At 75.0% G+C, this 19655-nt stretch carries 19 protein-coding genes; 9 read left to right on the forward strand and 10 right to left on the reverse strand.

Annotation, left to right across the window (positions count from 1 at the left end):
- Nucleotides 1-54: 54 nt before the first annotated feature.
- Nucleotides 55-585 carry a DinB family protein gene (locus ACF08D_RS04210; protein WP_392221211.1) on the reverse strand — a complete coding sequence of 177 codons (531 nt, stop codon included), beginning with the start codon at nucleotides 583-585 and terminating at the stop codon, nucleotides 55-57.
- A gap of 294 nt (nucleotides 586-879) precedes the next feature.
- On the opposite strand from ACF08D_RS04210, the gene ACF08D_RS04215 reads away from it, so the two are divergent.
- The 6 genes from ACF08D_RS04215 (at nucleotide 880) to ACF08D_RS04240 (ending at nucleotide 8199) form a co-directional block, all read left to right on the forward strand.
- Nucleotides 880-1410 carry a nuclear transport factor 2 family protein gene (locus tag ACF08D_RS04215; RefSeq protein ID WP_392220953.1) on the forward strand — a complete coding sequence of 177 codons (531 nt, stop codon included), beginning with the start codon at nucleotides 880-882 and terminating at the stop codon, nucleotides 1408-1410.
- A gap of 61 nt (nucleotides 1411-1471) precedes the next feature.
- Nucleotides 1472-2701, forward strand: coding sequence for a cytochrome P450 (locus ACF08D_RS04220; RefSeq protein ID WP_392220954.1), 1230 nt, complete (start codon nucleotides 1472-1474; stop codon nucleotides 2699-2701).
- Nucleotides 2702-2704: 3 nt separating this feature from the next.
- Nucleotides 2705-4090, forward strand: a complete 1386-nt coding sequence (locus tag ACF08D_RS04225; protein WP_392220955.1) for an NDP-hexose 2,3-dehydratase family protein — start codon at nucleotides 2705-2707, stop codon at nucleotides 4088-4090.
- Between the two features lie 120 nt (nucleotides 4091-4210).
- Nucleotides 4211-5239 (forward strand): zinc-binding dehydrogenase, encoded by a 1029-nt coding sequence (locus ACF08D_RS04230; protein WP_392220956.1) that lies wholly within the window; start codon nucleotides 4211-4213, stop codon nucleotides 5237-5239.
- A 75-nt stretch (nucleotides 5240-5314) separates the two neighbouring features.
- On the forward strand, nucleotides 5315-7033 hold the full coding sequence (locus ACF08D_RS04235; RefSeq protein WP_392220957.1) for an MFS transporter: 1719 nt from the start codon (nucleotides 5315-5317) through the stop codon (nucleotides 7031-7033).
- The gene (locus ACF08D_RS04240) at nucleotides 7033-8199 is read left to right on the forward strand and encodes a winged helix DNA-binding domain-containing protein (protein WP_392220958.1); all 1167 of its coding nucleotides are present in this window, start codon (nucleotides 7033-7035) and stop codon (nucleotides 8197-8199) included. Before ACF08D_RS04235 ends, ACF08D_RS04240 begins: the two co-directional genes overlap by 1 nt.
- Nucleotides 8200-8264: 65 nt before the next feature.
- Here ACF08D_RS04240 and ACF08D_RS04245 read toward each other — a convergent pair whose 3' ends face one another.
- A complete protein-coding gene (locus ACF08D_RS04245; RefSeq protein WP_392220959.1) occupies nucleotides 8265-8690 on the reverse strand; it encodes a hypothetical protein in 426 nt (141 codons plus the stop codon).
- Between the two features lie 62 nt (nucleotides 8691-8752).
- Between ACF08D_RS04245 and ACF08D_RS04250 the strand changes: the two genes are divergently transcribed.
- Entirely contained in the window at nucleotides 8753-9862 is a 1110-nt protein-coding gene (locus ACF08D_RS04250; RefSeq protein WP_392220960.1) for a winged helix DNA-binding domain-containing protein, read from the forward strand.
- A gap of 40 nt (nucleotides 9863-9902) precedes the next feature.
- Here ACF08D_RS04250 and ACF08D_RS04255 read toward each other — a convergent pair whose 3' ends face one another.
- The gene (locus ACF08D_RS04255; protein ID WP_392220961.1) at nucleotides 9903-10796 is read right to left on the reverse strand and encodes a superoxide dismutase; all 894 of its coding nucleotides are present in this window, start codon (nucleotides 10794-10796) and stop codon (nucleotides 9903-9905) included.
- A gap of 168 nt (nucleotides 10797-10964) precedes the next feature.
- Here ACF08D_RS04255 and ACF08D_RS04260 point away from each other — a divergent pair, with 168 nt between their 5' ends.
- Complete coding sequence (locus tag ACF08D_RS04260; protein WP_392220962.1) at nucleotides 10965-12116, forward strand: nucleotide disphospho-sugar-binding domain-containing protein; 1152 nt, start codon at nucleotides 10965-10967, stop codon at nucleotides 12114-12116.
- A gap of 82 nt (nucleotides 12117-12198) precedes the next feature.
- Here the strand turns inward: ACF08D_RS04260 and ACF08D_RS04265 are convergent, their stop codons facing one another.
- From ACF08D_RS04265 to ACF08D_RS04295, 7 genes are all read right to left on the reverse strand, one after another.
- The gene (locus tag ACF08D_RS04265) at nucleotides 12199-13014 is read right to left on the reverse strand and encodes an SDR family NAD(P)-dependent oxidoreductase (protein ID WP_392220963.1); all 816 of its coding nucleotides are present in this window, start codon (nucleotides 13012-13014) and stop codon (nucleotides 12199-12201) included.
- A complete protein-coding gene (locus ACF08D_RS04270) occupies nucleotides 13011-13616 on the reverse strand; it encodes a dTDP-4-dehydrorhamnose 3,5-epimerase family protein (protein ID WP_392220964.1) in 606 nt (201 codons plus the stop codon). The genes ACF08D_RS04265 and ACF08D_RS04270 overlap by 4 nt, the downstream gene beginning before the upstream one ends.
- 40 nt (nucleotides 13617-13656) lie before the next feature.
- Nucleotides 13657-14403, reverse strand: coding sequence for a class I SAM-dependent methyltransferase (locus tag ACF08D_RS04275; protein ID WP_392220965.1), 747 nt, complete (start codon nucleotides 14401-14403; stop codon nucleotides 13657-13659).
- Nucleotides 14404-14530: 127 nt separating this feature from the next.
- Complete coding sequence (locus ACF08D_RS04280) at nucleotides 14531-15544, reverse strand: zinc-binding dehydrogenase (protein WP_392220966.1); 1014 nt, start codon at nucleotides 15542-15544, stop codon at nucleotides 14531-14533.
- 181 nt (nucleotides 15545-15725) lie between these two features.
- Nucleotides 15726-16067, reverse strand: a complete 342-nt coding sequence (locus ACF08D_RS04285) for a hypothetical protein (RefSeq protein ID WP_392220967.1) — start codon at nucleotides 16065-16067, stop codon at nucleotides 15726-15728.
- Between the two features lie 260 nt (nucleotides 16068-16327).
- Entirely contained in the window at nucleotides 16328-17626 is a 1299-nt protein-coding gene (locus tag ACF08D_RS04290; protein ID WP_392220968.1) for an NAD(P)/FAD-dependent oxidoreductase, read from the reverse strand.
- Nucleotides 17626-17949 (reverse strand): 2Fe-2S iron-sulfur cluster-binding protein, encoded by a 324-nt coding sequence (locus ACF08D_RS04295; RefSeq protein ID WP_392220969.1) that lies wholly within the window; start codon nucleotides 17947-17949, stop codon nucleotides 17626-17628. Before ACF08D_RS04295 ends, ACF08D_RS04290 begins: the two co-directional genes overlap by 1 nt.
- Nucleotides 17950-18166: 217 nt before the next feature.
- Here ACF08D_RS04295 and ACF08D_RS04300 point away from each other — a divergent pair, with 217 nt between their 5' ends.
- Nucleotides 18167-19654, forward strand: a complete 1488-nt coding sequence (locus ACF08D_RS04300; RefSeq protein WP_392220970.1) for an MFS transporter — start codon at nucleotides 18167-18169, stop codon at nucleotides 19652-19654.
- Nucleotide 19655: the final 1 nt, after the last annotated feature.

The raw sequence follows: 19655 nt of genomic DNA on the forward strand, positions 1-19655 counted from the left end.
GGCCGTTCCCGCCCCGGACCACTCCGGCCCCCGGACCACCCGCCCGGCGCCGCCTCAGACCCGGGCCTCCTCGCGCAGCTCCAGTGCGGTCGCCCCGTCCAGCGACTCCCGTACGAGGTCGGCGTGGCCCGCGTGCCGCGCCGCCTCCGCGATCAGGTGGAGCAGGATCCACCGCACGCTGCGCGGCTCCTCGGGCGGCCCCCACGGGGTCACCGGCATGGGCACCTCGCGGTCGAGGCCGCCGGGCAGCTCGCGCACGGCGCGGGCGACCTGCTCGCCGACCCGCCGGTGCTCGCGCAGCAGGTCCCCGACGCTCTGCCCGGCCGGGGGCCGGAACTCGGCCTCGCCGTCCCGGTCGGTCCAGTCCCCGCCCTCGCCCCGCAGCACCGGGATCCAGGCCGGCTCGCCCCGCACGGCGTGGGTGAGCAGCGCCGCCAGGGACAGTTCGCTCGCGCTCGGGGTGCTGCGCGCCTGCTCGTCGGTGAGCCCGCCCGCCGCCCGGCGCAGCGCCTCGCGCTGCTTCTCCCAGCAGGCCAGCAGCGCCTCCCGCTCGTCGGTTCCCGTCTCCACCGCCATGACCGGCATGCCGATCGCCTCCTCCACCTCGTGCCGTGTACGTCGTCGCGCCTGTACGCGCCGCGCGCCCGTGAACCGTGCGCCGCGGCGGCCCCGTCCTTCCCGTATGTCCCGTACGCCGCGCTTCGTGCCCAACGGTGTGCGCCGGGGCCAGGACACGGACACGGACGTCCGTCATCCGCACGGGCGTTGTAGTGCCTCTCCAGGACGCGTCCAGCCGGCGTTGCCACCGTGGGCGGTGGATGCGCGCCCCGCGACGGCGGCGCGCCGACAACGGAAGCCGACCATGGAAAGGGGGCCGGGGTGTCCGAAGCGTCGCGGTCGACCGACCGGCGGGTGAGCGCCGAACTCTACGTCGAGGTGCAGCAGTTCTACGCGCGCCAGATGCCGCTGCTGGAGGAGCGCAGGCTCGAGGAGTTCCTCGGGACGCTCACCGAGGACGGCTCGATCGAGCACCGCCCGGGCGGCTGGAAGCTGGAGGGGCGGGAGCAGCTGCTCAAGGAGATGACCGCCCGGCGGGGCGACGCCGAGCGGCCCCTCGTCGGGGAGATCTCGGCCCGCGAGGCGCGGGAGAGGAACGTCGCCTACTACGACGGCCTGGTCTACCGCTACTGGTTCGACCGGATGCGCGTCGAGCCCGTCGACGACGACACCCTCCACGTCCGCTACCAGGCGATCGTCAGCATGACCGACCGGTCGGGCAAGGTCAGCTTCGAGCCGACCACCACCGTCGAGGACGTCCTGGTGCGGGTCGGCGGGGTGCTGCACACCCGGTCCCGGGTGGTCACCCACGACACCCCGAACTGGGCCGACAAGATCCACAACCCCTCCTGAGCCGGCGTCCCGCCCCCCGTTCCGCCACCCACCCGAAGCCCGCACCCCGCGGAGGTACCCCTTGTCCGCCCGCCCCGTGTCGCCCGCTGCCGACGTCTTCCCCTTCTCCGGTTCGACCTACCGCGGCCCCGCCGCGCCGTACGCCGCGCTGCGCGCCGAGCAGCCGGTGGTCAAGGTCCGCACGGCGGGGGGTGTGGACGCCTGGCTGGTCACCCGCTACGAGGACGTCCGGGCCCTGTCGGCCGACCCCCGGCTGAGCCGGGCCCTGGCCTGCGGCCCGGGCGCCCCCCGCATCGGCGGGACCATGCACACCACCCCCGAGATGATCATCTCGCTGGACTCGCCCGAGCACTCCCGGCTGCGCAAGCTGGTCGCCGGCGCCTTCACCCTGCGCCGGGTGGAGCGGATGCGGGCCGGCGTCCAGAAGGTCGCCGACGAGCTGCTCGACGACATGCTCGCCCAGGAGGGCCCGGTCGACCTGGTCCAGCAGCTCGCCGTGCCGCTGCCGCTGACCGTCATCGGCGAGCTGCTCGGCGTACCGCCGCAGGACCTGCGCGACTTCGAGAAGTGGGCGCGGGCCTTCGCGACCGTCGACGACCGGGCCGGCGGCGAGGAGTCGCTGAACGGGCTCGCCAAGCTCAGTGAGTACATCGTCGGGCTGGTCGCGGACAAGCGCGCCCACCCCACCGACGACATGCTCTCCGAGCTGATCGCCGCCCGGGACAACGACGACCGGCTCAGCGAGCAGGAGCTGGTCACCTTCGGCTTCACCCTGATCGGCGCCGGTTTCGACACCACCGCCAACCAGCTGGCCAACTCGGTGCTCGCACTGATCGCGGACCACCGCGACCAGTGGCGGTGGCTGGTGGAGGACCGCTCCCGCATCCCGGTCGCGGTCGAGGAACTCCTGCGCCACGTCAACCTGTTCGCCACCGACACCTCCGGCTTCCCGCGCATCGCGGCCGACGACATCGAGGTCGGCGGGGTGACGATCGCCAAGGGCGACGCCGTGCTGCTCTCGCTCGCCTCCGCCAACCGGGACGGCGACGTCTTCCCCGACGCCGACCGGCTGGACCTCGCCCGGGAGAAGAACCCGCACATCTCCTTCGGCCACGGCCTGCACCACTGCCTCGGCAAGCACCTCGGCCGGATGGAGATGGAGATCGCCCTCGACGGACTGGTGCGCCGCTTCCCCGGCCTCCGGCTCGCCGTGCCGGCCGCGGAACTGCCCTGGCACAGCGGGGAGATCAACCACACCCTGACCAGCCTGCCGGTCGTCTGGGGAGACTGACCGATGGCCACCGCCACCCTTCCCGTCCTGCGGGAACGCGTGGACCACGGGCTGCCCGCCCGGTTCGCGCGCTCGGCCGCGGTCACCGGGGCCGGCGCCCTGACCCGTACCGCCGACGTCGCCGGCTGGCTGGACGAGCGGCGCCGGGCCCACCGGTTCGCGGTGCGGCGGGTGCCGTTCGCCGGGCTGGAGGGGTGGTCCTTCGCGCCCGGCACCGGCAACCTGGCGCACCGCAGCGGACGGTTCTTCACCGTCGAGGGACTGGCGGTCACCACCGGCACCGGGCCGTACCCGTCCTGGCAGCAGCCCGTGATCCACCAGCCGGAGGTGGGCATCCTCGGCATCCTTGCCAAGGAGTTCGACGGCGTCCTGCACTTCCTGATGCAGGCCAAGATGGAGCCGGGCAACCCGAACCTGCTCCAGCTGTCGCCGACCGTGCAGGCCACCCGGAGCAACTACACCAAGGCGCACGGCGGTTCGGGCGTCCGCCACCTCGACCACTTCCTGCGCCCCGGGCGGGGCGGGGACCGGGTGCTGGCCGACAGCCTCCAGTCCGAGCACGGGGCGTGGTTCTTCCGCAAGAGCAACCGCAACATGATCGTCGAGACCACCGGGGACGTCCCCGCCCACGAGGACTTCCGCTGGCTGACCCTCGGCCAGCTGGGCGAGCTGCTGCGGCTGGACAACGTCGTCAACATGGACACCCGTACGGTCCTCGCCGGTGTGCCCGGCCCGGCCGGGTCCGGGGCGCTGCACTCCGACACCGAGCTGCTGTCCTGGTTCACCGCCGAGCGCGCCCGCCACGAGGTGGACGCCCGGCTGATCCCGCTCGGCCGGGTGGCCGGCTGGCGCCGGGACGACCGGGAGATCGCGCACGAACGGGGGCGCTTCTTCACGGTCGTGGCCGTCTCCGTCGAGGCCGGCAGCCGCGAGGTCACCGGCTGGACCCAGCCGCTGATCGCGCCGGTGGGCAGGGGAGTGGCGGCCTTCCTGACCCGTACGGTGGACGGCGTCCCGCACCTGCTGGCGCACGCCCGGGTCGAGGGCGGCTTCCTCGACACCGTGGAGCTCGCCCCCACCGTCCAGTGCGTCCCGGAGAACCACCACCCGGATCTCGTACGGGAGGGCCAGCCGTTCCTGGACGCGGTCCTGCGCGCCGACCCCGCGCGCGTGCGCTACTCGGCCGTCCACTCGGAGGAGGGCGGCCGGTTCCTGGACGCCGAGATCCGCTACATGGTCGTCGAGGCCGACGCCCCGCTCGACCCGCCACCGGGCTACCGGTGGTGCACCCCGGCGCAGTTGACCGCGCTTGCCCGCCACGGGCACTACCTGAATGTCCAGGCGCGCAGCCTGCTGGCCCTGGTGACCAGCGGCGCGGTACGGCTCTAGCGCTGTTCGAGCCCGGCGCGAGCGCCCGCCCGCACACTTGCCCCGCACCACCTCTGTCCCACCCCTGCCCCACCCCCGCCCCACCACGCCCGCCCGACCGGCCCGCAACGGAGGACGACCATGGCAGCCGGAACGCCGTACACCATCCCGGCCAAGGCCCGTGAGATACGACTGGCCAGGCACCTCGACGGGGAACTGACCCCGGACCACTTCGAGCTGGTCGACGTGGAGGTGCCGGAGCCCGGCCCGGGCGAGGTCGTCGTCCGGATGGACCACCTCGGTGTCGCCGCCGCGTACCAGGACCTGATGCGCACCGACTGCCAGCTGCCGCTGCCCCCGTACCGGGTCGGCGGGCGGATCGGCGGCGGGGAGACCGGCACCGTGGTGGCGTCCAACAGCCCGGACCTGGCGGTCGGCGACCTGGTGCAGTCCATGACCGGGTGGTGCGAGTACGCCGTCGGGCCCGCCGAGTCCTTCTTCCGGCTCACCCCCGGCCTCTTCCCCAGCACCTCCTACTTCCTGTGCCAGGGGCCCACCGCGTACTACGGCATGGCCGACATCGCGCGGGCGGGCGAGGGGGACGTGGTCTTCGTGTCCGGCGCGGCCGGCGGCGTCGGCTCGCTCGCCGGCCAGATCGCCAAGTGCCGCGGGGCGGCCCGGGTCATCGGCAGCGCGGGCAGCAAGGAGAAGGTCGCCTACCTGGTGGACGAGCTGGGCTTCGACGCCGCCTTCGACTACCACGACGGCCCGGTCGCCGACCGGCTGGCGGAGCTGGCACCCGACGGCATCGACGTCTTCTTCGACAACGTCGGCGGCGAGCAGTTCGAGGCGGCGCTCCAAGCGGCCCGGCCGCACGCGCGGTTCGCCCTGTGCGGCGCGCTGTCGGTGCAGAACGGCGCGGGCCGGGCGGACTTCCCGCGCCTGGACCTGATGACCGCCATCACCCGCCACCTGGAGCTGCGCCCCTTCGCCTGCTACCACACCCCCAAGCAGATCGGGGCGTGGATCCAGCACTTCGCCGGCTGGCTGGGCGAGGGCCGGTTCGTCTTCCCCCAGACCGTGGTCGAGGGCGGCATCGAGGCCGCCCCCGGGGCCCTGATCTCGCTTCTGCGCGGGGCCTACCGGGGCAACGTCTCCGTCGCCCTCTGACCTGTTCCCGCCGGTGGCCCGCGGCGACGCCGGGGGCCACCGGCACGTTCGGCATTCACACAGATGGGAATCGTCATGACAGCAGCGGCCGCACCCGCTGACGCCCCCCGCAGGGCAGGCCGGCGGGAATGGATCGGCCTGGCCGTCCTCGCCCTCCCCGCCATGCTCATCGCCATGGACATGACTGTCCTCTATCTGGCGGTGCCCCAGCTCAGCGCCGACCTCGCGCCCGACAGCTCCCAACTGCTCTGGATCCTCGACGTCTACGGCTTCCTCGTCGCGGGCTGCCTGATCACCATGGGGACCATCGGCGACCGCATCGGACGCCGCCGCCTGCTGCTGATCGGCGCCGCCGCCTTCGGCACCGCCTCCGTGCTGGCCGCCTGGTCCAACACCGCCGAGCTGCTCATCGTCACCCGCGCCCTGCTCGGCGTGGCCGGGGCCACCCTGATGCCCTCCACGCTCGCGCTCATCCGCAGCATGTTCCCCGACCCCGGGCAGCGCACCGCGGCCATCGCCGTGTGGATGACCAGTTTCACCGTGGGCATGACCCTCGGCCCGCTGGTCGGCGGCGCCGTGCTCGAACGCTGGTGGTGGGGCGCGGTGTTCCTGCTCGCCGTGCCCCCGATGATCCTGCTGCTCGTCGCCGGACCGGTCCTGCTCCCCGAGCACCGCGACCCGGCCCCCGGCCGGCTCGACCTGGTGAGCGCCGCGCTGTCGATCGTCGCCACGATCGCGTTCGTCTACGGCGTCAAGGAGATCGCCAAGGACGGCGCCGGAGCCGTCCCGTTCGCCGCGCTCGCCCTGGGCGTCGCCCTCGGCGTGGTGTTCGCCCGCAGGCAGCGCCGCCTCGCCGACCCCATGCTGGACCTGAAGCTCTTCTCCGACCGGGCCTTCAGCGCCTCGCTCGGCACGCTCACCCTCACCCTGTTCGCCATGTCCGGGGTGTTCTTCTTCCTCTCCCAGTACATGCAGATGGTGCTGGGCCTCACGCCCTTCCAGGCCGGGCTGTGGACCCTGCCCCAGGCCGGCGCCATGGTCGTGGTCGCCGCGCTGACGCCCGCGCTGGTGCAGAGCGTGCGCCCCGCCTATGTCATGGCGGGCGGACTCGTCATCGGCGCGATCGGCTTCCTGCTCTTCCTCGGCCTCGACGGCTCCGACGACCTGTGGCTGCTGGTCACCGGGTCGGTCGTCCTGTCGATCGGCGTCGGGCCCATGACCATCATGGGCGTCGACATGATCGTCGGTGCCGCGCCGCCGGAGCGGGCGGGCGCCGCCTCCGCGATCTCCGAGACCAACCAGGAGTTCGGCATGGCCATCGGCGTGGCCGTCCTCGGCAGCGTCGGCACCGCCGTCTACCGCTCCACCCTCCAGGACACGCTGCCCGCCGGGGTGCCCGCCGAGGCCGCCGAGGCCGCCCGGGACACGCTCGGCGGCGCCCTGGAGACGGCGGCCGCGCTGCCCGGTGCGGCCGGGCCGCAGCTGCTGGCCGCCGCCCGCCAGGCGTTCACCCAGGGGCTGCACGTCAACACCGTGATCGCCGCGGTGCTCGTGCTGCTCGCGGCGGCCCTGGTCGCCGGACTGCTGCGGCAGGTCACCCCCAGGAACGCCGACGAGACCGCCGAGACGGCCAAGTCGGCCACCGCGGCCACCGCGGCCCGGCCGGACGGCACGGAAGCCGGCCCGTCCGGGGACGCGGCCGGGCCGGTGGAGGTGGCGGAGCGGGGCGACACGGTGGAGACTGCTGCCGGGCAGCCGGCGGGCGGCCGGACCACGCGCGCGGAAACGGTGTGATGACGAACGTGACCACGGTTCAGTGGCCGCAGGCGGCGGCCCGGCGCCTGGAGCGGCACGGGCTGGCCGCCCCCGCGAAGGACGCCGGCCCCGCCGACGCCGTCGCCGCCATGTGCGGGGCCCACGCCCAGCTCATGTCCGCGGCGGAACTCTCCATCGGCCTGCGGCTGGAGGGCACCACCCGGGCGGACGTCCGGGACGCGCTGTGGACCGGCCACACCCTCGTCAAGACGTACGGGCCGCGCGGCACCGTGCACGTCCTGCCCGCCCGCGACCTGGCGATGTGGACGGGCGCCCTCTCCGCCCTGCCGGGCGTGCGCAACCTGCACGCGCCCGGCGTCCGCCTCACCCCCGAACAGACCGAGCAGGTCGTCGAGGCCGTCGGCGACGCGCTCTCCGGCGCCGAGCTGACCGCCGACGAACTCGGCGACGCGGTGGCCGAACGGGCCGGGAGCTGGGCCGGCGACCTCGTCGTGCCCGCGTTCGGCGGCATGTGGCCGCGCTGGCGCCAGGCCATGGACGTCGCCGCCAACCGCGGCGCCCTCTGCTTCGGGCCCCAGCGCGGCCGCAAGGTCACCTACACCAACCCGCACCGCCTGGTGCCCGGCTTCCGCCCGATGGACGGGCCGGCCGCGCTGACCGCGCTCGCGGAGGCGTACCTGCGGTCCTACGGGCCCGCCACGGCCCAGCAGTTCGCCCAGTGGACCGCCACCCCCCGCCCCTGGGCCGCCGAGCTGTTCGCGTCCCTGGAGGCGGAGGGCCGCGTCGAACCCGTGGACTTCCTGGGGGAGCGGGCCTGGCTCGTCACCGGCGACACCGCGATGCCGGGCAGCCCGCCGAGCGGGGTGCGGCTGCTGCCGTACTTCGACGCCTTCACCGTCGGCTGCCACCCCCGGGAAGCCCTCTTCCCGGGCCGCGCGGCGCAGCGGGCGCTCTCCGGCGGGCAGGCGGGCAACTTCCCCGTCCTCCTGGTGGACGGCGAGGTCGCCGGGGTCTGGCACCAGCGGCGCTCCGGGCGGAAGATCCACCTGACCGTCGAACCGCTCAACCCCCTCACCCCGGGGCAGCTGCGCGAGCTGGACGAACAGGCCGAGCGGGTGGGCCACATCCTCGAAGGACGGCCCGAACTCACCATCGGCACGGTCACCGTGGGCGCCCACGCCTGACCCCGCCGTCCCCGGCAGTCCCACGCTCCGCCCGGCCGCACCCGGACCCACGCGGCCGGGCGGAGCTACGCCGGCGGTACACCGGGACGCCGCGCCCGGGCCGCGATGCCCACCCGCGCCACCCGCCGCCGCGCGCCGTCGGCGCCGTACACCACCGACGTGCCCTCCCCGCCGAACGCGCCGCCGTCACCGCTCAGCACGGCCCGCTGCTCCACGTCCACCCAGCCCGCGCAGGCACCGCCGTCGAGGACCGGCTCGGCGATCCGGAAGGCGAAGGCCCCCTCGCCGGCCGTCGCCCACCACGTCCCGGCGCCCCCCGAGTCCAGGAACACCCGGCCGTCCACGGTGAAGTGCAGCACGCTGGTGTACGTCCCGCCCGGCCGGGCCACCCGCGCCGTCCACGTCCCGGCCGGCGTACGGCCGCCCACGGCGGCACCGGCCGCGGCGGTGTCCGTCCCGGGCGCGGCGGCTCGTTCGGCATCGGCAGTCATGGCCGAAATGCTGCGCCCGCGCGCTCGAGCGCCGGTCGAGCCCCGCCGGGGACAATGACCGCATGTCCGTGATCTCGCAGCGCACGCTCAACCGAACGCTCCTCCAGCGCCAGTTCCTCACCGAACGCACCACCCGCGCCCCCCTCGACGTGACCGGCCACCTGGTCGCCCTCCAGGCCCAGGAACCCGACGCGCCGTACATCGGACTGTGGACGCGGATCACGGACTTCCGGCACGACGGCCTGACCTCGCTCCTGCACGACCGCTCCCTGGTCCGCGCCAAGCTGCTCCGCAACACCCAGCACCTGGTCACCGCCGACGACTTCCGCTGGCTGTGGCCCCTGCTGGAACCGGTGCTGGGGCGGACCCGGCAGGGCGCCTTCGGCCGCGCGGCGGCCGGCATCCCCGAGGAGGAACTGCGGTCCGCCGGGCGGGAATTGCTGGCCGGTGAGCCGCTGACCCGGCCCCGGCTGGGGCGGCTGCTCGCCGAGCGCTTCCCCGGCCGGGACGCCACCGCCCTCGCCTATGTGGTGCAGTCCCTCGTGGCGCACATCCACCCGCCGCCCAGCGGCACCTGGGGCCAGCGCGGCGCCACCCCGCTGACGCTCGCCGAGACCTGGCTCGGCCGCCCCCTGGACACCGGCGCCCGGCTCGACACCCTGGTGCCGCGCTATCTGGCGGCGTTCGGGCCCGCAAGCGTCGCCGACCTCCAGGCGTGGTCCGGACTCACCCGGCTGCGCGAGCCGGTCGAGGCCCTGCGCTCCCGCCTGCGCGTGCTGCGCGGCCCCGACGGCAGGGAGTTGCTGGACCTCCCCGACGCCCCGCTCGCCGACCCCGACCTGCCCGCCCCGGTCCGGTTCCTGCCCGCCTACGACAACCTCCTCCTCGGCCACGCCGACCGCACCCGGGTGATCGGCGACGAGGACCGCGCGCGGGTCGTCACCGGCAGCGAGGTCCGGCCGGTGTTCCTGGTCGACGGGGTCGTCCACGGCGTCTGGGCGCTGAAGGAGCACACCCTGCAGATCGAGCCCTACCGCCCGCTGACCGGCGCGCAGGCCGCCGAGGTGGAGCAGGAGGCGTGGCGGGTGCTCGACTTCGTCCGGGCCGCCCCGGCGAAGCGCGGCAAGCGGCCGGCGGCGGAGCCCGGCGCACCGTCCGTCGCCTTCGTCTGAGCCCCGCCGCCCCGGGCCGCCGCCACGGCCGCCGCGCCGGTCAGGGGACGGGCAGGACGAGGACCTCGTACGGGGTGGACGGCGTCGGCACGGTCATATTGATCCGCGAGTTGGGGACGTACAGCCGGTCGCCGTGCACGGCCACCGCCGACGGGGCGTCGAACCGCTCGTGCCGCACCCGCCGGACCACCTCGCCCCGGGTGCCGGCCGGGTCCAGCCGGACCTCGGCCAGATGGTGCTCGATGCCGACCGCCCCGTACAGCGTCGTCCCGCACAGGGCGAGGCCGTCCGCCCGCACGGTCTCGCCGCCGAGACCGACCCGCGTCGTCACGCCCGTCGCCGGATCGACGCGGAACAGCAGCCCCTCGTTGGCCTGCACGATCAGCAGCGCCGTGCCGTCCGGGGTGCGCTCGGCGCCCATCACATTGAGCCCCTCGGTGTACACCAGGTCACCGGTCAGCTCCACCCGCCGCACCTCCCCGGGGCCGGGCAACGCGCCGTCCGCGCCCAGCGGCAGCCGGTACAGCACGGGGGCCAGCGCGTCGGTGAACCAGGCCGCGTCCGGGGTGAGGACGACGTCCGCCACCAGCGTGGGCCCCCCGTCCGCCAGCCGGTACGCCGCCAGGATCTCGCCCGTCGTACCGTCCACCACCCGGGCGTCCCCGGCGAACGCGCCCGCCACGAACACCCGTCCCCGGCCGTCGGCCCGCACCCCCGCGGCCGGGGTGCCGGGCCCCGGCGCCAGCGTCCGCCCGGCGCCCGTGACCAGATCCAGCCGGTGCAGCGAGCCGTCCGCCAGCGAACCGAACCAGGCGACCGGCTCCGCGCCGATCGTCACCGACTCCGGCTGGAAACCGTCCGGCAGCCGCAGCGCCCCGACCGCCGGGGCCTGCGCCGCCCCTCCGTACCCGCCCGCGCTCCTCGTGTCGGTCATCCGTCCGCTCCTCCTCCGCCCGCACCGGCCCGCCCCTCGGACGGCGGCCGGTTCCCGTCGTCCGCCCCATCGTCCGCAGAACCGCTCGACGTGGCCTCGAGAGCCGCCGCAGCGCAGCGCCCCGGCCGGTTCGAGCCCGCTTCGACCCGCGCTCCCTACCCTCCCGGCATGAGAATCCTGGTGAACACCGGCCCGTCGCACGGGCTGTACTTCCCCGTCGTGCCCATGGCCTGGGCCCTGCGTTCCGCCGGGCACGACGTCCTGGTCGCCGGCACCGAGGGGCTGGGGCCCCTGGTGCGCGGCTCGGGCCTGCCGTTCGTCGCGGTGCCCGGCCCGTACCACACCAGCGAGGCCATGATCACGGACCGCTCCGGGCAGCGCCTGGTGCCGCCGGACGACGAGGCCGGCGTCCTGGAGCACATGGGGCGGGGCTTCGCCCGGCTCGCCGCCCGCACCCACGAGGGGCTGTCGGACGTCGTCCGGCGCTGGCGGCCCGGCCTGGTCCTCAGCGACGTGCACGCGTACGGGGCGGGCCTGGTCGCCCGCGAGCACGGCGTCCCCTGGGTCGAGCACAGCATCGGGCTCGGCTACCGCCACCGGCCCGTCATGGACAAGTGGGGCGCCGAGGAGCTGGCGCCCGAGCTGGAGCGCGCCGGGCTCTCCGGCCTGCCGCAGGCCGACCTCACCCTGGACGTGTGCCCGCCGAGCCTCCGCGCGGAGGAGGCGGCCGTCGTCCAGCCGCTGCGGTACGCGCCGTACGACGCCCCCGGCACCCTGCCCGACTGGGTGCTCCGGGAGCCGGAGCGGCCCCGGCTGCTGCTGAGCATGGGCACGGTGTGGCCCGCGATCGGCGGCGCGCCGGTGCTGGGCCGCCTGGTCGCGGCGCTGGCGTCGCTGGACGTGGACATCGTCGCGGCCGTCGACGACCAGTACCTGGAGCAGCTCGGGCCCCTGCCGCCGCAGGTCGTGGGCGCCGGGTGGATGCCGCTCGGCTCGGTGCTGCCGGGCTGCGACGTGGTGGTCCACCACGGCGGCGGCGGCCTGACGATGGCGGCGCTGCGGGCGGGGCTGCCGCAGCTCCAGGTCCGCTACCTGATCACGGCCGAGCAGTTCGACAGCGGGCGGCGGCTGGCGGACCTGGGCGTGGGCCGGCAGGCGGTGAGCGAGGAACTGGACCTGGACGCGGTGGTGGAGAGCACCACGCTGCTGCTGCGGGACGGCGCCTACCGCGAGCGGGCGGGCAGGGTCCGCGACGAGATCGCGGCCATGCCGCCGGCCACCGAGGTGGTCGCCGCGATCGAGCGGCTCGCCGGCGCCTGAGGCGGCGCGGGCGGCGCACGCCGAGGGGCCGGGCGATCCACCACCCCGGCCCCTCGGCCGTACGTACCGCTGTGACGGCGACTCAGGACTCGCGGGCCCGCTGGAAGCCGTTGATCTCCCGGAGCCAGCCCTCGTGGTCGGCGAGCCGGGCCCGGGCGTGGTCCGCCACCTCCGGGTGCGGCAGGATCAGGAACCGCCCCTCCGCCATCCCGGCGAACAGCGCGTCCGCCACCTCCTCCGCCCCGATGGGCGCCGAGGTGAGGGTGAGCCCGCCGGACGTGCCGGCCGTCGCGTGCATCGCGGTGCGCACCCCGCGCGGGCAGACGGCGTGCACGTCCACGCCCCGGTGCCGGTAGGTGACCGACAGCCACTCCGCGAACGCCAGCGCCGCGTGCTTGGACACCGCGTACGGGGCCGACCCCACCATCGTCAGCAGGCCCGCGGCGGACACCACCGACACGAACCGGCCGCGCCCGCGCTCCAGCCAGTCGGGCAGCAGGTCCCGCGCGGCCCGGACGTGCGCCATCAGATTGACGTCCAGCGCCGAGAACCAGTCCTCGTCCGGCACGTCCGGGCCGCCGGCCGTGGCCACCCCGGCGTTGGCGCAGTAGACGTCGACGGGCCCGCCGAGCAGCGCGCGGGCGGCCGGGACGAGCGGGACGGTGGCGTCACCGGGCAGCGCCAGTCCGCCGATCTCGGCCGCCAGCGCCTTCGCCCGGTCCTCGTGCCGGTCGTTGACGACCACCCGGGCGCCCGCCGCCGCGAAGCGGCGGCACAGCGCGGCGCCGATGCCGCGGCCCGCCCCGGTGACCACCACGCCCGCCCCGCGCAGCGGCACCGCCGTCCCGTCCGCGCCACCCGGCGGTACCGCCGTCCCGTCCGCGCCGCGGCCGCTCATGGGCGCGCCCCGGCCCGGTCGAGCGCCCGGCACTCCTCGTACCGGGGCAGGAGCCCGGCCCGTTCCGCCTCGGCGAGCGTCGGGGCCGCCCGGTCGCGCTCCGACAGCACCGGGGTGATCCCCTCCGGGATCGGCAGGCCCAGCGCCGGGTCGAGCGGGGAGATCGCGTGCTCGCGCTCGGCGGCGTACGCGGTGGACAGCAGGTACGCGACGGTGGTGTCGTCCTCCAGGGCGACGAACAGGTGCCCGACGCCCACCGGGAGCAGCACCGCCTGGCACTCCCGGGTGTCGAGGACCACCGAGTCCCAGCACCCGAAGGTGGGCGAGCCCACCCGGGTGTCGACCACCACGTCCAGCGCCGTGCCGCGGGTGCAGTAGGCGTACTTGGCCATGCCGGGCGGCGTCGCGGTGAAGTGGACGCCCCGCACCACCCCGCGCCGCGAGACGCTGTAGCTGCACTGCGCCACCGGGAACAGCGGGCGCCCCACGGCCCCGGTGAACGCCGCCTCCTGATGGGGCGACAGGAACATGCCCCGGTCGTCGTGGAACACCTCGGGGGTGAAGGCGAAAGCGCCCTCGACCGCCAGCTCCCGCGCCTTCACGGCCTCGCCCCGCCGCCCGCCCGCCGGGGCCCGGCCCCGCTCACCGGTCCCCGCCGAGCACACCGACGAACAGCCCGGGGCCGGCCTGGTCGTAGGGCAGGAACTCCACGGACAGACCGGCGGCCCGGAAGGCGTGCTCGTACTCCTCACGGGTGAACAGCGTCATCACATGCGTATCGGTGAAGTGCTGGATGCCGTGGTCCGGTTCGGCGACCGTGTAGTGCACCTCCATCCGGCTGGCGCAGCGCTCCTCGTGCCGCACGGTGTGCGAGACGCGGGAAATCGTCCGGCCGTCCACCTCGACCACGTCCCCGGCCACGAAGCCCGGGAGGAAGGTGTCGGGGGACCACCACGGCTCGACGACGGCGACCCCGCCGGGCGTCAGGTGGCGGGCGAAGGAGCGCAGCGCCGCGTCCAGCTCCGCCGTGGTGGCCAGATAGCCCACCGAGCTGAACATGCAGGTGACCGCGGAGAAGGAACGGTTCAGCCGGAGGTCGCGCATGTCGCCCTGGTGGATCGGCACCCCGGGCACCTTGGTCCGGGCGGTGCGCACCATGTCGTCCGACAGGTCGATGCCCTCGACATGGGCGAACCGCTCGGAGAAGTACCGCAGGTGGGAGCCGGTGCCGCAGGCGACGTCCAGCAGGGACGACGCGTCGGGCCTCCGGTCGAGGACCGCCCGCACGGTGACGGCGGACTCGGCCGCGTAGTCCTTGCCGCGCCCGCGGTAGATCGCCTCGTAGATGTCGGCTCTGTCGTACAGGTCCAGGACCTCTGCCGTGTTCACGTGCCGCCTCCTTGGCCGATGGGCCGTCGTGGAGCGGCCGGGCCCGGTCCGGGCCCCGGCCCCGCCGGGCTGCTGCCCGCCCGGGGAACCGGGGCCGGACCCGGCCCGGCCGCTGGGGGAAGCCCGGTCAGTCCCGGGCGAGCCTGACGAGGACCTGGCCCTTGTAGTCGCCGCCCAGCAGTCCGAGGAACGCCTTCGGCGCCTGTGCCGGCCCGCCCTCGACGACGGTGTGCGGGAAGACGATGCGGCCCTCGGTCAGCCACGCGCCGAACTGCCGCTGCCAGTCCGCGATCGCGTCCGGGGTGTACGGGGTGCTGAAGCCCTTGATGACCACGTCGCGGCCGACGGCCGGGTCGAGGTCCAGGGTCGGGTTCTTGCCGGACAGCGCGCCGCAGAGGATGAAGCGGGCGCCGTGCGCGGAGTTCTGCATGGCGGCCTCGAACTGGTCGCCGCCGACCGTGTCGAAGTACACGTCGACGCCGTCCGGGGCCAGCTCGGCGAGGCGCTCGGCGAGCGCGCCCTCCTTGTAGTTGAACGCGGCGTCGAAGCCGAGCTCCTTCACCACGTACTCGACCTTCTCGTCGCTGCCCGCGCTGCCGATCACGCGCTTGGCGCCGAGGCACTTGGCGATCTGCCCGGCGAGCGAGCCCACACCGCCCGCGGCGCCGGAGACGAAGACCGTGTCGCCCTCGCGGATCTCGGCGGCCTTCACCCCCCAGAACGCGGTGGGGCCCTGCTGGGCCAGGAAGTGCTTCAGGTCGGGCAGCGTGCCCGGGTCCACCTTGGTGAACTCGCCGGCCGGCGCGACGGCGTACTCGCGCCAGCCGAGGTTGTGGGACACCACGTCGCCCACGGCCAGGTCGGGGCTGTCCGACTCGACCACGGTGCCGACGGCCGGGAACCACAGCGGCTCGCCCACCTCGAAGGTGGGGAAGGGCAGCTCCGGGTCGGGCTCCAGGCTGAGCATGAAGCTCATCGCGTAGGCGAGCGCCATGTACTCGTTGCGCACCAGCACCTCTCCGGAGCCGGGGCGGCGCACCTCCTTCTCCACCACGGCGAAGTGGTCGAGCGTGATGTCACCGTCCGGCCGTGCGGCGAGGTGCACTTCCGTTGCGGTGGAGGGAATTCGGGGGGTGGTCACAGGGTCTCTCCTCATAGCCGGCTGCGAACGCAGGGCCAGCGTAGGGGGGTTCGGCTGGAGCGGCCCTCGAATCGCGGTGGAGCGCCGCCGTCCGGAAGGGACGGCCGAAAATCGGGGGACCGGCGCTTTTCGGCCGCCTTTCCCCCGCATTTCCGTCGCCTTTACGGTGGCTGTCCGGTGGTCAATCGCGGCAGACCCGGCCGGGATCGGCCGTCGACACCCGTACGAAATCGGCCTCGCCCTCGAAGGTGGCGACATGGTTCCCGGCCGCGTCGAACACCTTCGAGGTGCCCTTGGCGTGATAGGTGCCGCCGTTCTGCGTGGCGTCGTCCCGGATCTCCGCGTGCCCCTGCGGGGTGCCGTCCGGGGAGGGGAAGTGCTCGACGATGCGGTACGAGAACGTCTTCCAGCCGGTGGGGTACCAGTGCCCGGTGCCCTTGGCGCCGCCGCCGCCCCGGAGGCAGGCCCGGCCCCGGTGGTCGAACGAAAGAGAAAGCGTGTGCGTGCCGCCGGGTGTTTCCACCTGTGCCTCCCACACGCCGATGGGGAGGAAATTCCGCCAGGGCGCCCCGGTCGTGGCCGATGCGGCGCCGGACGGCGGTGCGTTCCGGCCAACCGCCGGGGTGGCGGCGAGGGAAACGGCCGCCAGGGCGACGGCCATGACGGGAACGGCGGTTCTACGCCCGGGAAAGCGTTGCATTGTCGCGTCCTTTTCTGCGGAGTTCCGGTACGGAGTTCCGGTACCGGAAAGCGGGAGAGGACCGGGGCGGGCCCGGCGGAAGGTCAGGCAGGGGCAGGGGCAGGGGCTTGGGCTTGAGTCGAGGCTTGAGGTTGGGCCGGGGCTTGGGCGGAGGCCGGGGCCTGCCAGGTCTTGAGGTCGAAACCGGGCCGCGCCGCCTCGTCCGGGGTGGGCCGGGGGCCGTCCGACGCCAGCAGCCGGCGCGTGATCATGTGGTCGGCCGGGCGGTTCACCGACTCGGCGCCCACCAGCAGCCCGTCGCGGAAACACAGCACGGAGAACCGCCCCGCCGGGTCCCCCACCGTCACCCGCCGGTCGCCCGCCCGCACGATGCCGGCGATCTGCACCCGCAGGTCGTACTGTTCCGTCCAGAACCACGGCACCGCCGTGTACGGCGCCGGCGCCCCGCACAGCTGCCCCGCCACGTGCCGGGCCTGGTCCGAGGCGTTCTGCACCGACTCCAGCCGCAGCCGGCCCGGCGCGTACGGGGAGGGGAACCGGGCGCAGTCGCCGACCGCGTACACGGCCCGGTCGCTGGTGCGCAGCCGCGCGTCGACCACGATCCCGCCGCCCACCTCCAGGCCCGCGTCCGCCGCCAGCTCCACCGCGGGCAGCACACCGATCCCGACCACGACCACGTCCGCGGGCAGGCGCCGCCCGTCGTTCAGCTCCACCACCCGCACCCGGCCCCGCCGGTCGCCCTCCAGCGCCGTCACCTCGCGCCCGAGGACCAGCTCCACCCCGCGTGCCCGGTGCTCGGCGGCGAGCCGCTCCGACACCTCCGGGCCCACCGTGCGCCCCATCACCCGGGCGCCCGCCTCGACGACCGTCGCCGGCACCCCCAGGCCGCTCGCCGTGGCGGCGACCTCCAGGCCGACGAACCCGCCCCCGACGACGACCAGGTGCCGCGCCCCGGCCAGCGCCCGCCGCAGCGCCTCCGCGTCCGCCAGACTCCGCAGCGCCTGCACGCCGGTGAGCCCCGCGCCCGGCACCGGCAGCGACCGCGGCCGGGCACCGGTGGCCAGCACCAGCCGGTCGTACGGCAGCGTCCGCCCGGACGCCAGCACCACCCCGGCGCGGTCGCGGTCGATCCGGGCCACCGGGTCGCGGCGCACCCGCTCGATGCCGTGCGCCCCGTAGAACCCCTCCGGGCGCAGCTCCAGACCGGCGGCGTCGGTACGGCCCGCGAGGTACGCCTTCGACAGCGGCGGGCGCTGGTACGGCACCGCCGCCTCGTCACCGATCAGCGTGACCGCCCCGGTGAAGCCCCCGGCGCGCAGCGCGGCGGCCGTGTCCGACCCTGCCTGACCGGCGCCGACGATGACCATCCGCTGGCCGGCCATCAGCTCTGGGCCTCCGGCAGGTGCACGACCAGCCCGTCGACGGCGTCGGACACCGGCAGCTGGCAGCTCAGCCGGCTGGTCGGGCGCCGCGGACTGGCCGTGCCGTACAGCACGTCGTCCTCCACCTCGTCCATCGGCGGCAGCGGCAGCGTGTTGGCCTCGTCGATGTAGACGTGGCAGGTGCCGCACTGGGCGGAGCCCCCGCACTGCGCCTCGATGCCGGCCACGTTGTTGAGCTTCGCGCCGCGCATCACGCTGTTGGGTTCCGGAACGTCCACCACGGTCTCGCTGCCGTCCGGATGCGTATACCTGATCTTGGCCATGGCGCCCTCCTCGTAGAAAACCGTCCGGCTGCACGCCCGGTACGCCCGGGAGGCCCTTGCGCCCGCGACTGTCGCAACGCGGACTGGGGGTCGGCTGGGGACCTTCTGGAGCGGCCCTCGAAGCCCTCCCGCCCGGTGCGGCGGCACCACCGGCCCGGTCGCCGCGGCTCGACCCGGCCGCTACCGGGCGTCCACGCCCCGGCGCCAGCGTCCGGGCATGACGCTCAAGACCCTGCGTGCGCCCGGCGCCCCCGCCGCGTCGGGCGGACGCCTCCGCCTGATCCTCGTCGCCTGCTGCCTGGGCCAGTTCATGAACGTGCTGGACGCCTCCGTGGTGAACGTGGCCCTGCCGGTGATCGGCGCCGAGCTGGGCTTCGCCCCCACCGGGCTGAGCTGGGTGAACAACGCCTACACCATCTCCGTCTGCGGCTTCCTGCTGCTCGGCGGCCGGCTCGCGGACCTCTTCGGGCAGCGCCGCGTCTTCCTGGGCGGGGTCGCCCTCTTCACCGTCGCCAGCAGCGTCGGCGGGATGGCCGACGACCCCGCCACCCTCGTCCTCGCCCGCGCCTTCCAGGGCCTCGGCGCCGCCGTCATGGCGCCCGCCACCCTCACCGTGCTCGGCACCACCTTCACCGAACCCGGCGCGCGGGCCCGGGCGTTCGGGATGTGGAGCGTGGTCTCCGGCGCCGCGGGCGCGGCGGGCGTCCTGGCCGGCGGGCTGATCACCGAGTGGTTCTCCTGGCGCTGGATCCTGCTGGTCAACGTCCCGATCGGGCTGCTGCTCATGGCGCTGGTGCGCTGGGTGGTGCCCGAGACCCCCGGCCGCGCGGCGGGCCGCCGGGGGCTGGACGTCCCCGGCGCGCTCACCGTCACCGGCGGGCTGCTGGCCCTCGCGTACGGCATCGCCGAGTCCCACACGTACGGCTGGGGCTCGCCCCGCGTCCTGGCCGGCCTGATCGCCGGGGCGCTGCTGCTGGCCCTCTTCGTCCTGATCCAGGCCCGCTTCGCCACCGCGCCGCTGGTGCCCCCGGCCGTCTTCCGCAACCGGGCCGTGACCAGCGCCAACCTGGTGGCGTTCTTCAGCATCGCCGCGCTCTTCAGCACCTTCTACTTCTTCACCCTCGTCCTCCAGCAGGTCCTCGGATACAGCCCCCTGCGCACCGGCCTCAGCTATCTGCCCCTGTCGCTCGGTATCGCCTTCGGCGGCTGGGGCGTCTCCTCCTTCGTCCCCCGCACCGGCCCGCGCCCCGTCCTCCTCGGCGGCCTCGCCCTGTCCGTCGCCGGACTGCTGTGGCTGTCCGGCGTCGACCAGTACTCCGGGTACACCGCCGACATCCTCGGCCCCGCCCTGCTGCTGGGCCTCGGCATGGGCGCCGTCCTCAACGCCACCACCAACGCCGCCACATCGGGCCTCCCGCCCCGCCAGGCCGGCCTGGCGTCCGGGCTGCTCAACACCACCCGCCAGCTCGGCAGCGCCATCGGCCTGGTCACCCTGGCGACCCTGTCCGCAGCCCGCGCCGAAACCGGGCTCGCCCAGGGGATGACCACGCCCCAGGCGCTCGCCTCCGGCTACGGCCTGGCGCTGTTCTGCGCGGCGCTGTTCGCCCTCGCCGGACTGCTCGCCGCCCTCGCCGTACCCGCCTCCCGACCGGTCCGGAAGCGGTCCAGAGCCTCTCAAGGCGACACGGAGACGCTGGCCGCCTGAA

Origin of the sequence: Streptomyces sp. NPDC015131, assembly GCF_043079975.1 — a bacterium.
Classification (GTDB): domain Bacteria; phylum Actinomycetota; class Actinomycetes; order Streptomycetales; family Streptomycetaceae; genus Streptomyces.

What these genes read in the sequence shown, in the direction of transcription:
- ACF08D_RS04210 (WP_392221211.1), bottom strand. Translation starts at nt 585, where the DNA reads ATGCCGGTCATGGCGGTGGAGACGGGAACCGACGAGCGGGAGGCGCTG.
- ACF08D_RS04225 (WP_392220955.1), top strand. Translation starts at nt 2,705, where the DNA reads ATGGCCACCGCCACCCTTCCCGTCCTGCGGGAACGCGTGGACCACGGG.
- ACF08D_RS04230 (WP_392220956.1), top strand. Translation starts at nt 4,211, where the DNA reads ATGGCAGCCGGAACGCCGTACACCATCCCGGCCAAGGCCCGTGAGATA.
- ACF08D_RS04235 (WP_392220957.1), top strand. Translation starts at nt 5,315, where the DNA reads ATGACAGCAGCGGCCGCACCCGCTGACGCCCCCCGCAGGGCAGGCCGG.
- ACF08D_RS04240 (WP_392220958.1), top strand. Translation starts at nt 7,033, where the DNA reads ATGACGAACGTGACCACGGTTCAGTGGCCGCAGGCGGCGGCCCGGCGC.
- ACF08D_RS04245 (WP_392220959.1), bottom strand. Translation starts at nt 8,690, where the DNA reads ATGACTGCCGATGCCGAACGAGCCGCCGCGCCCGGGACGGACACCGCC.
- ACF08D_RS04250 (WP_392220960.1), top strand. Translation starts at nt 8,753, where the DNA reads ATGTCCGTGATCTCGCAGCGCACGCTCAACCGAACGCTCCTCCAGCGC.
- ACF08D_RS04255 (WP_392220961.1), bottom strand. Translation starts at nt 10,796, where the DNA reads ATGACCGACACGAGGAGCGCGGGCGGGTACGGAGGGGCGGCGCAGGCC.
- ACF08D_RS04260 (WP_392220962.1), top strand. Translation starts at nt 10,965, where the DNA reads ATGAGAATCCTGGTGAACACCGGCCCGTCGCACGGGCTGTACTTCCCC.
- ACF08D_RS04265 (WP_392220963.1), bottom strand. Translation starts at nt 13,014, where the DNA reads ATGAGCGGCCGCGGCGCGGACGGGACGGCGGTACCGCCGGGTGGCGCG.
- ACF08D_RS04290 (WP_392220968.1), bottom strand. Translation starts at nt 17,626, where the DNA reads ATGGCCGGCCAGCGGATGGTCATCGTCGGCGCCGGTCAGGCAGGGTCG.
- ACF08D_RS04295 (WP_392220969.1), bottom strand. Translation starts at nt 17,949, where the DNA reads ATGGCCAAGATCAGGTATACGCATCCGGACGGCAGCGAGACCGTGGTG.
- ACF08D_RS04300 (WP_392220970.1), top strand. Translation starts at nt 18,167, where the DNA reads ATGACGCTCAAGACCCTGCGTGCGCCCGGCGCCCCCGCCGCGTCGGGC.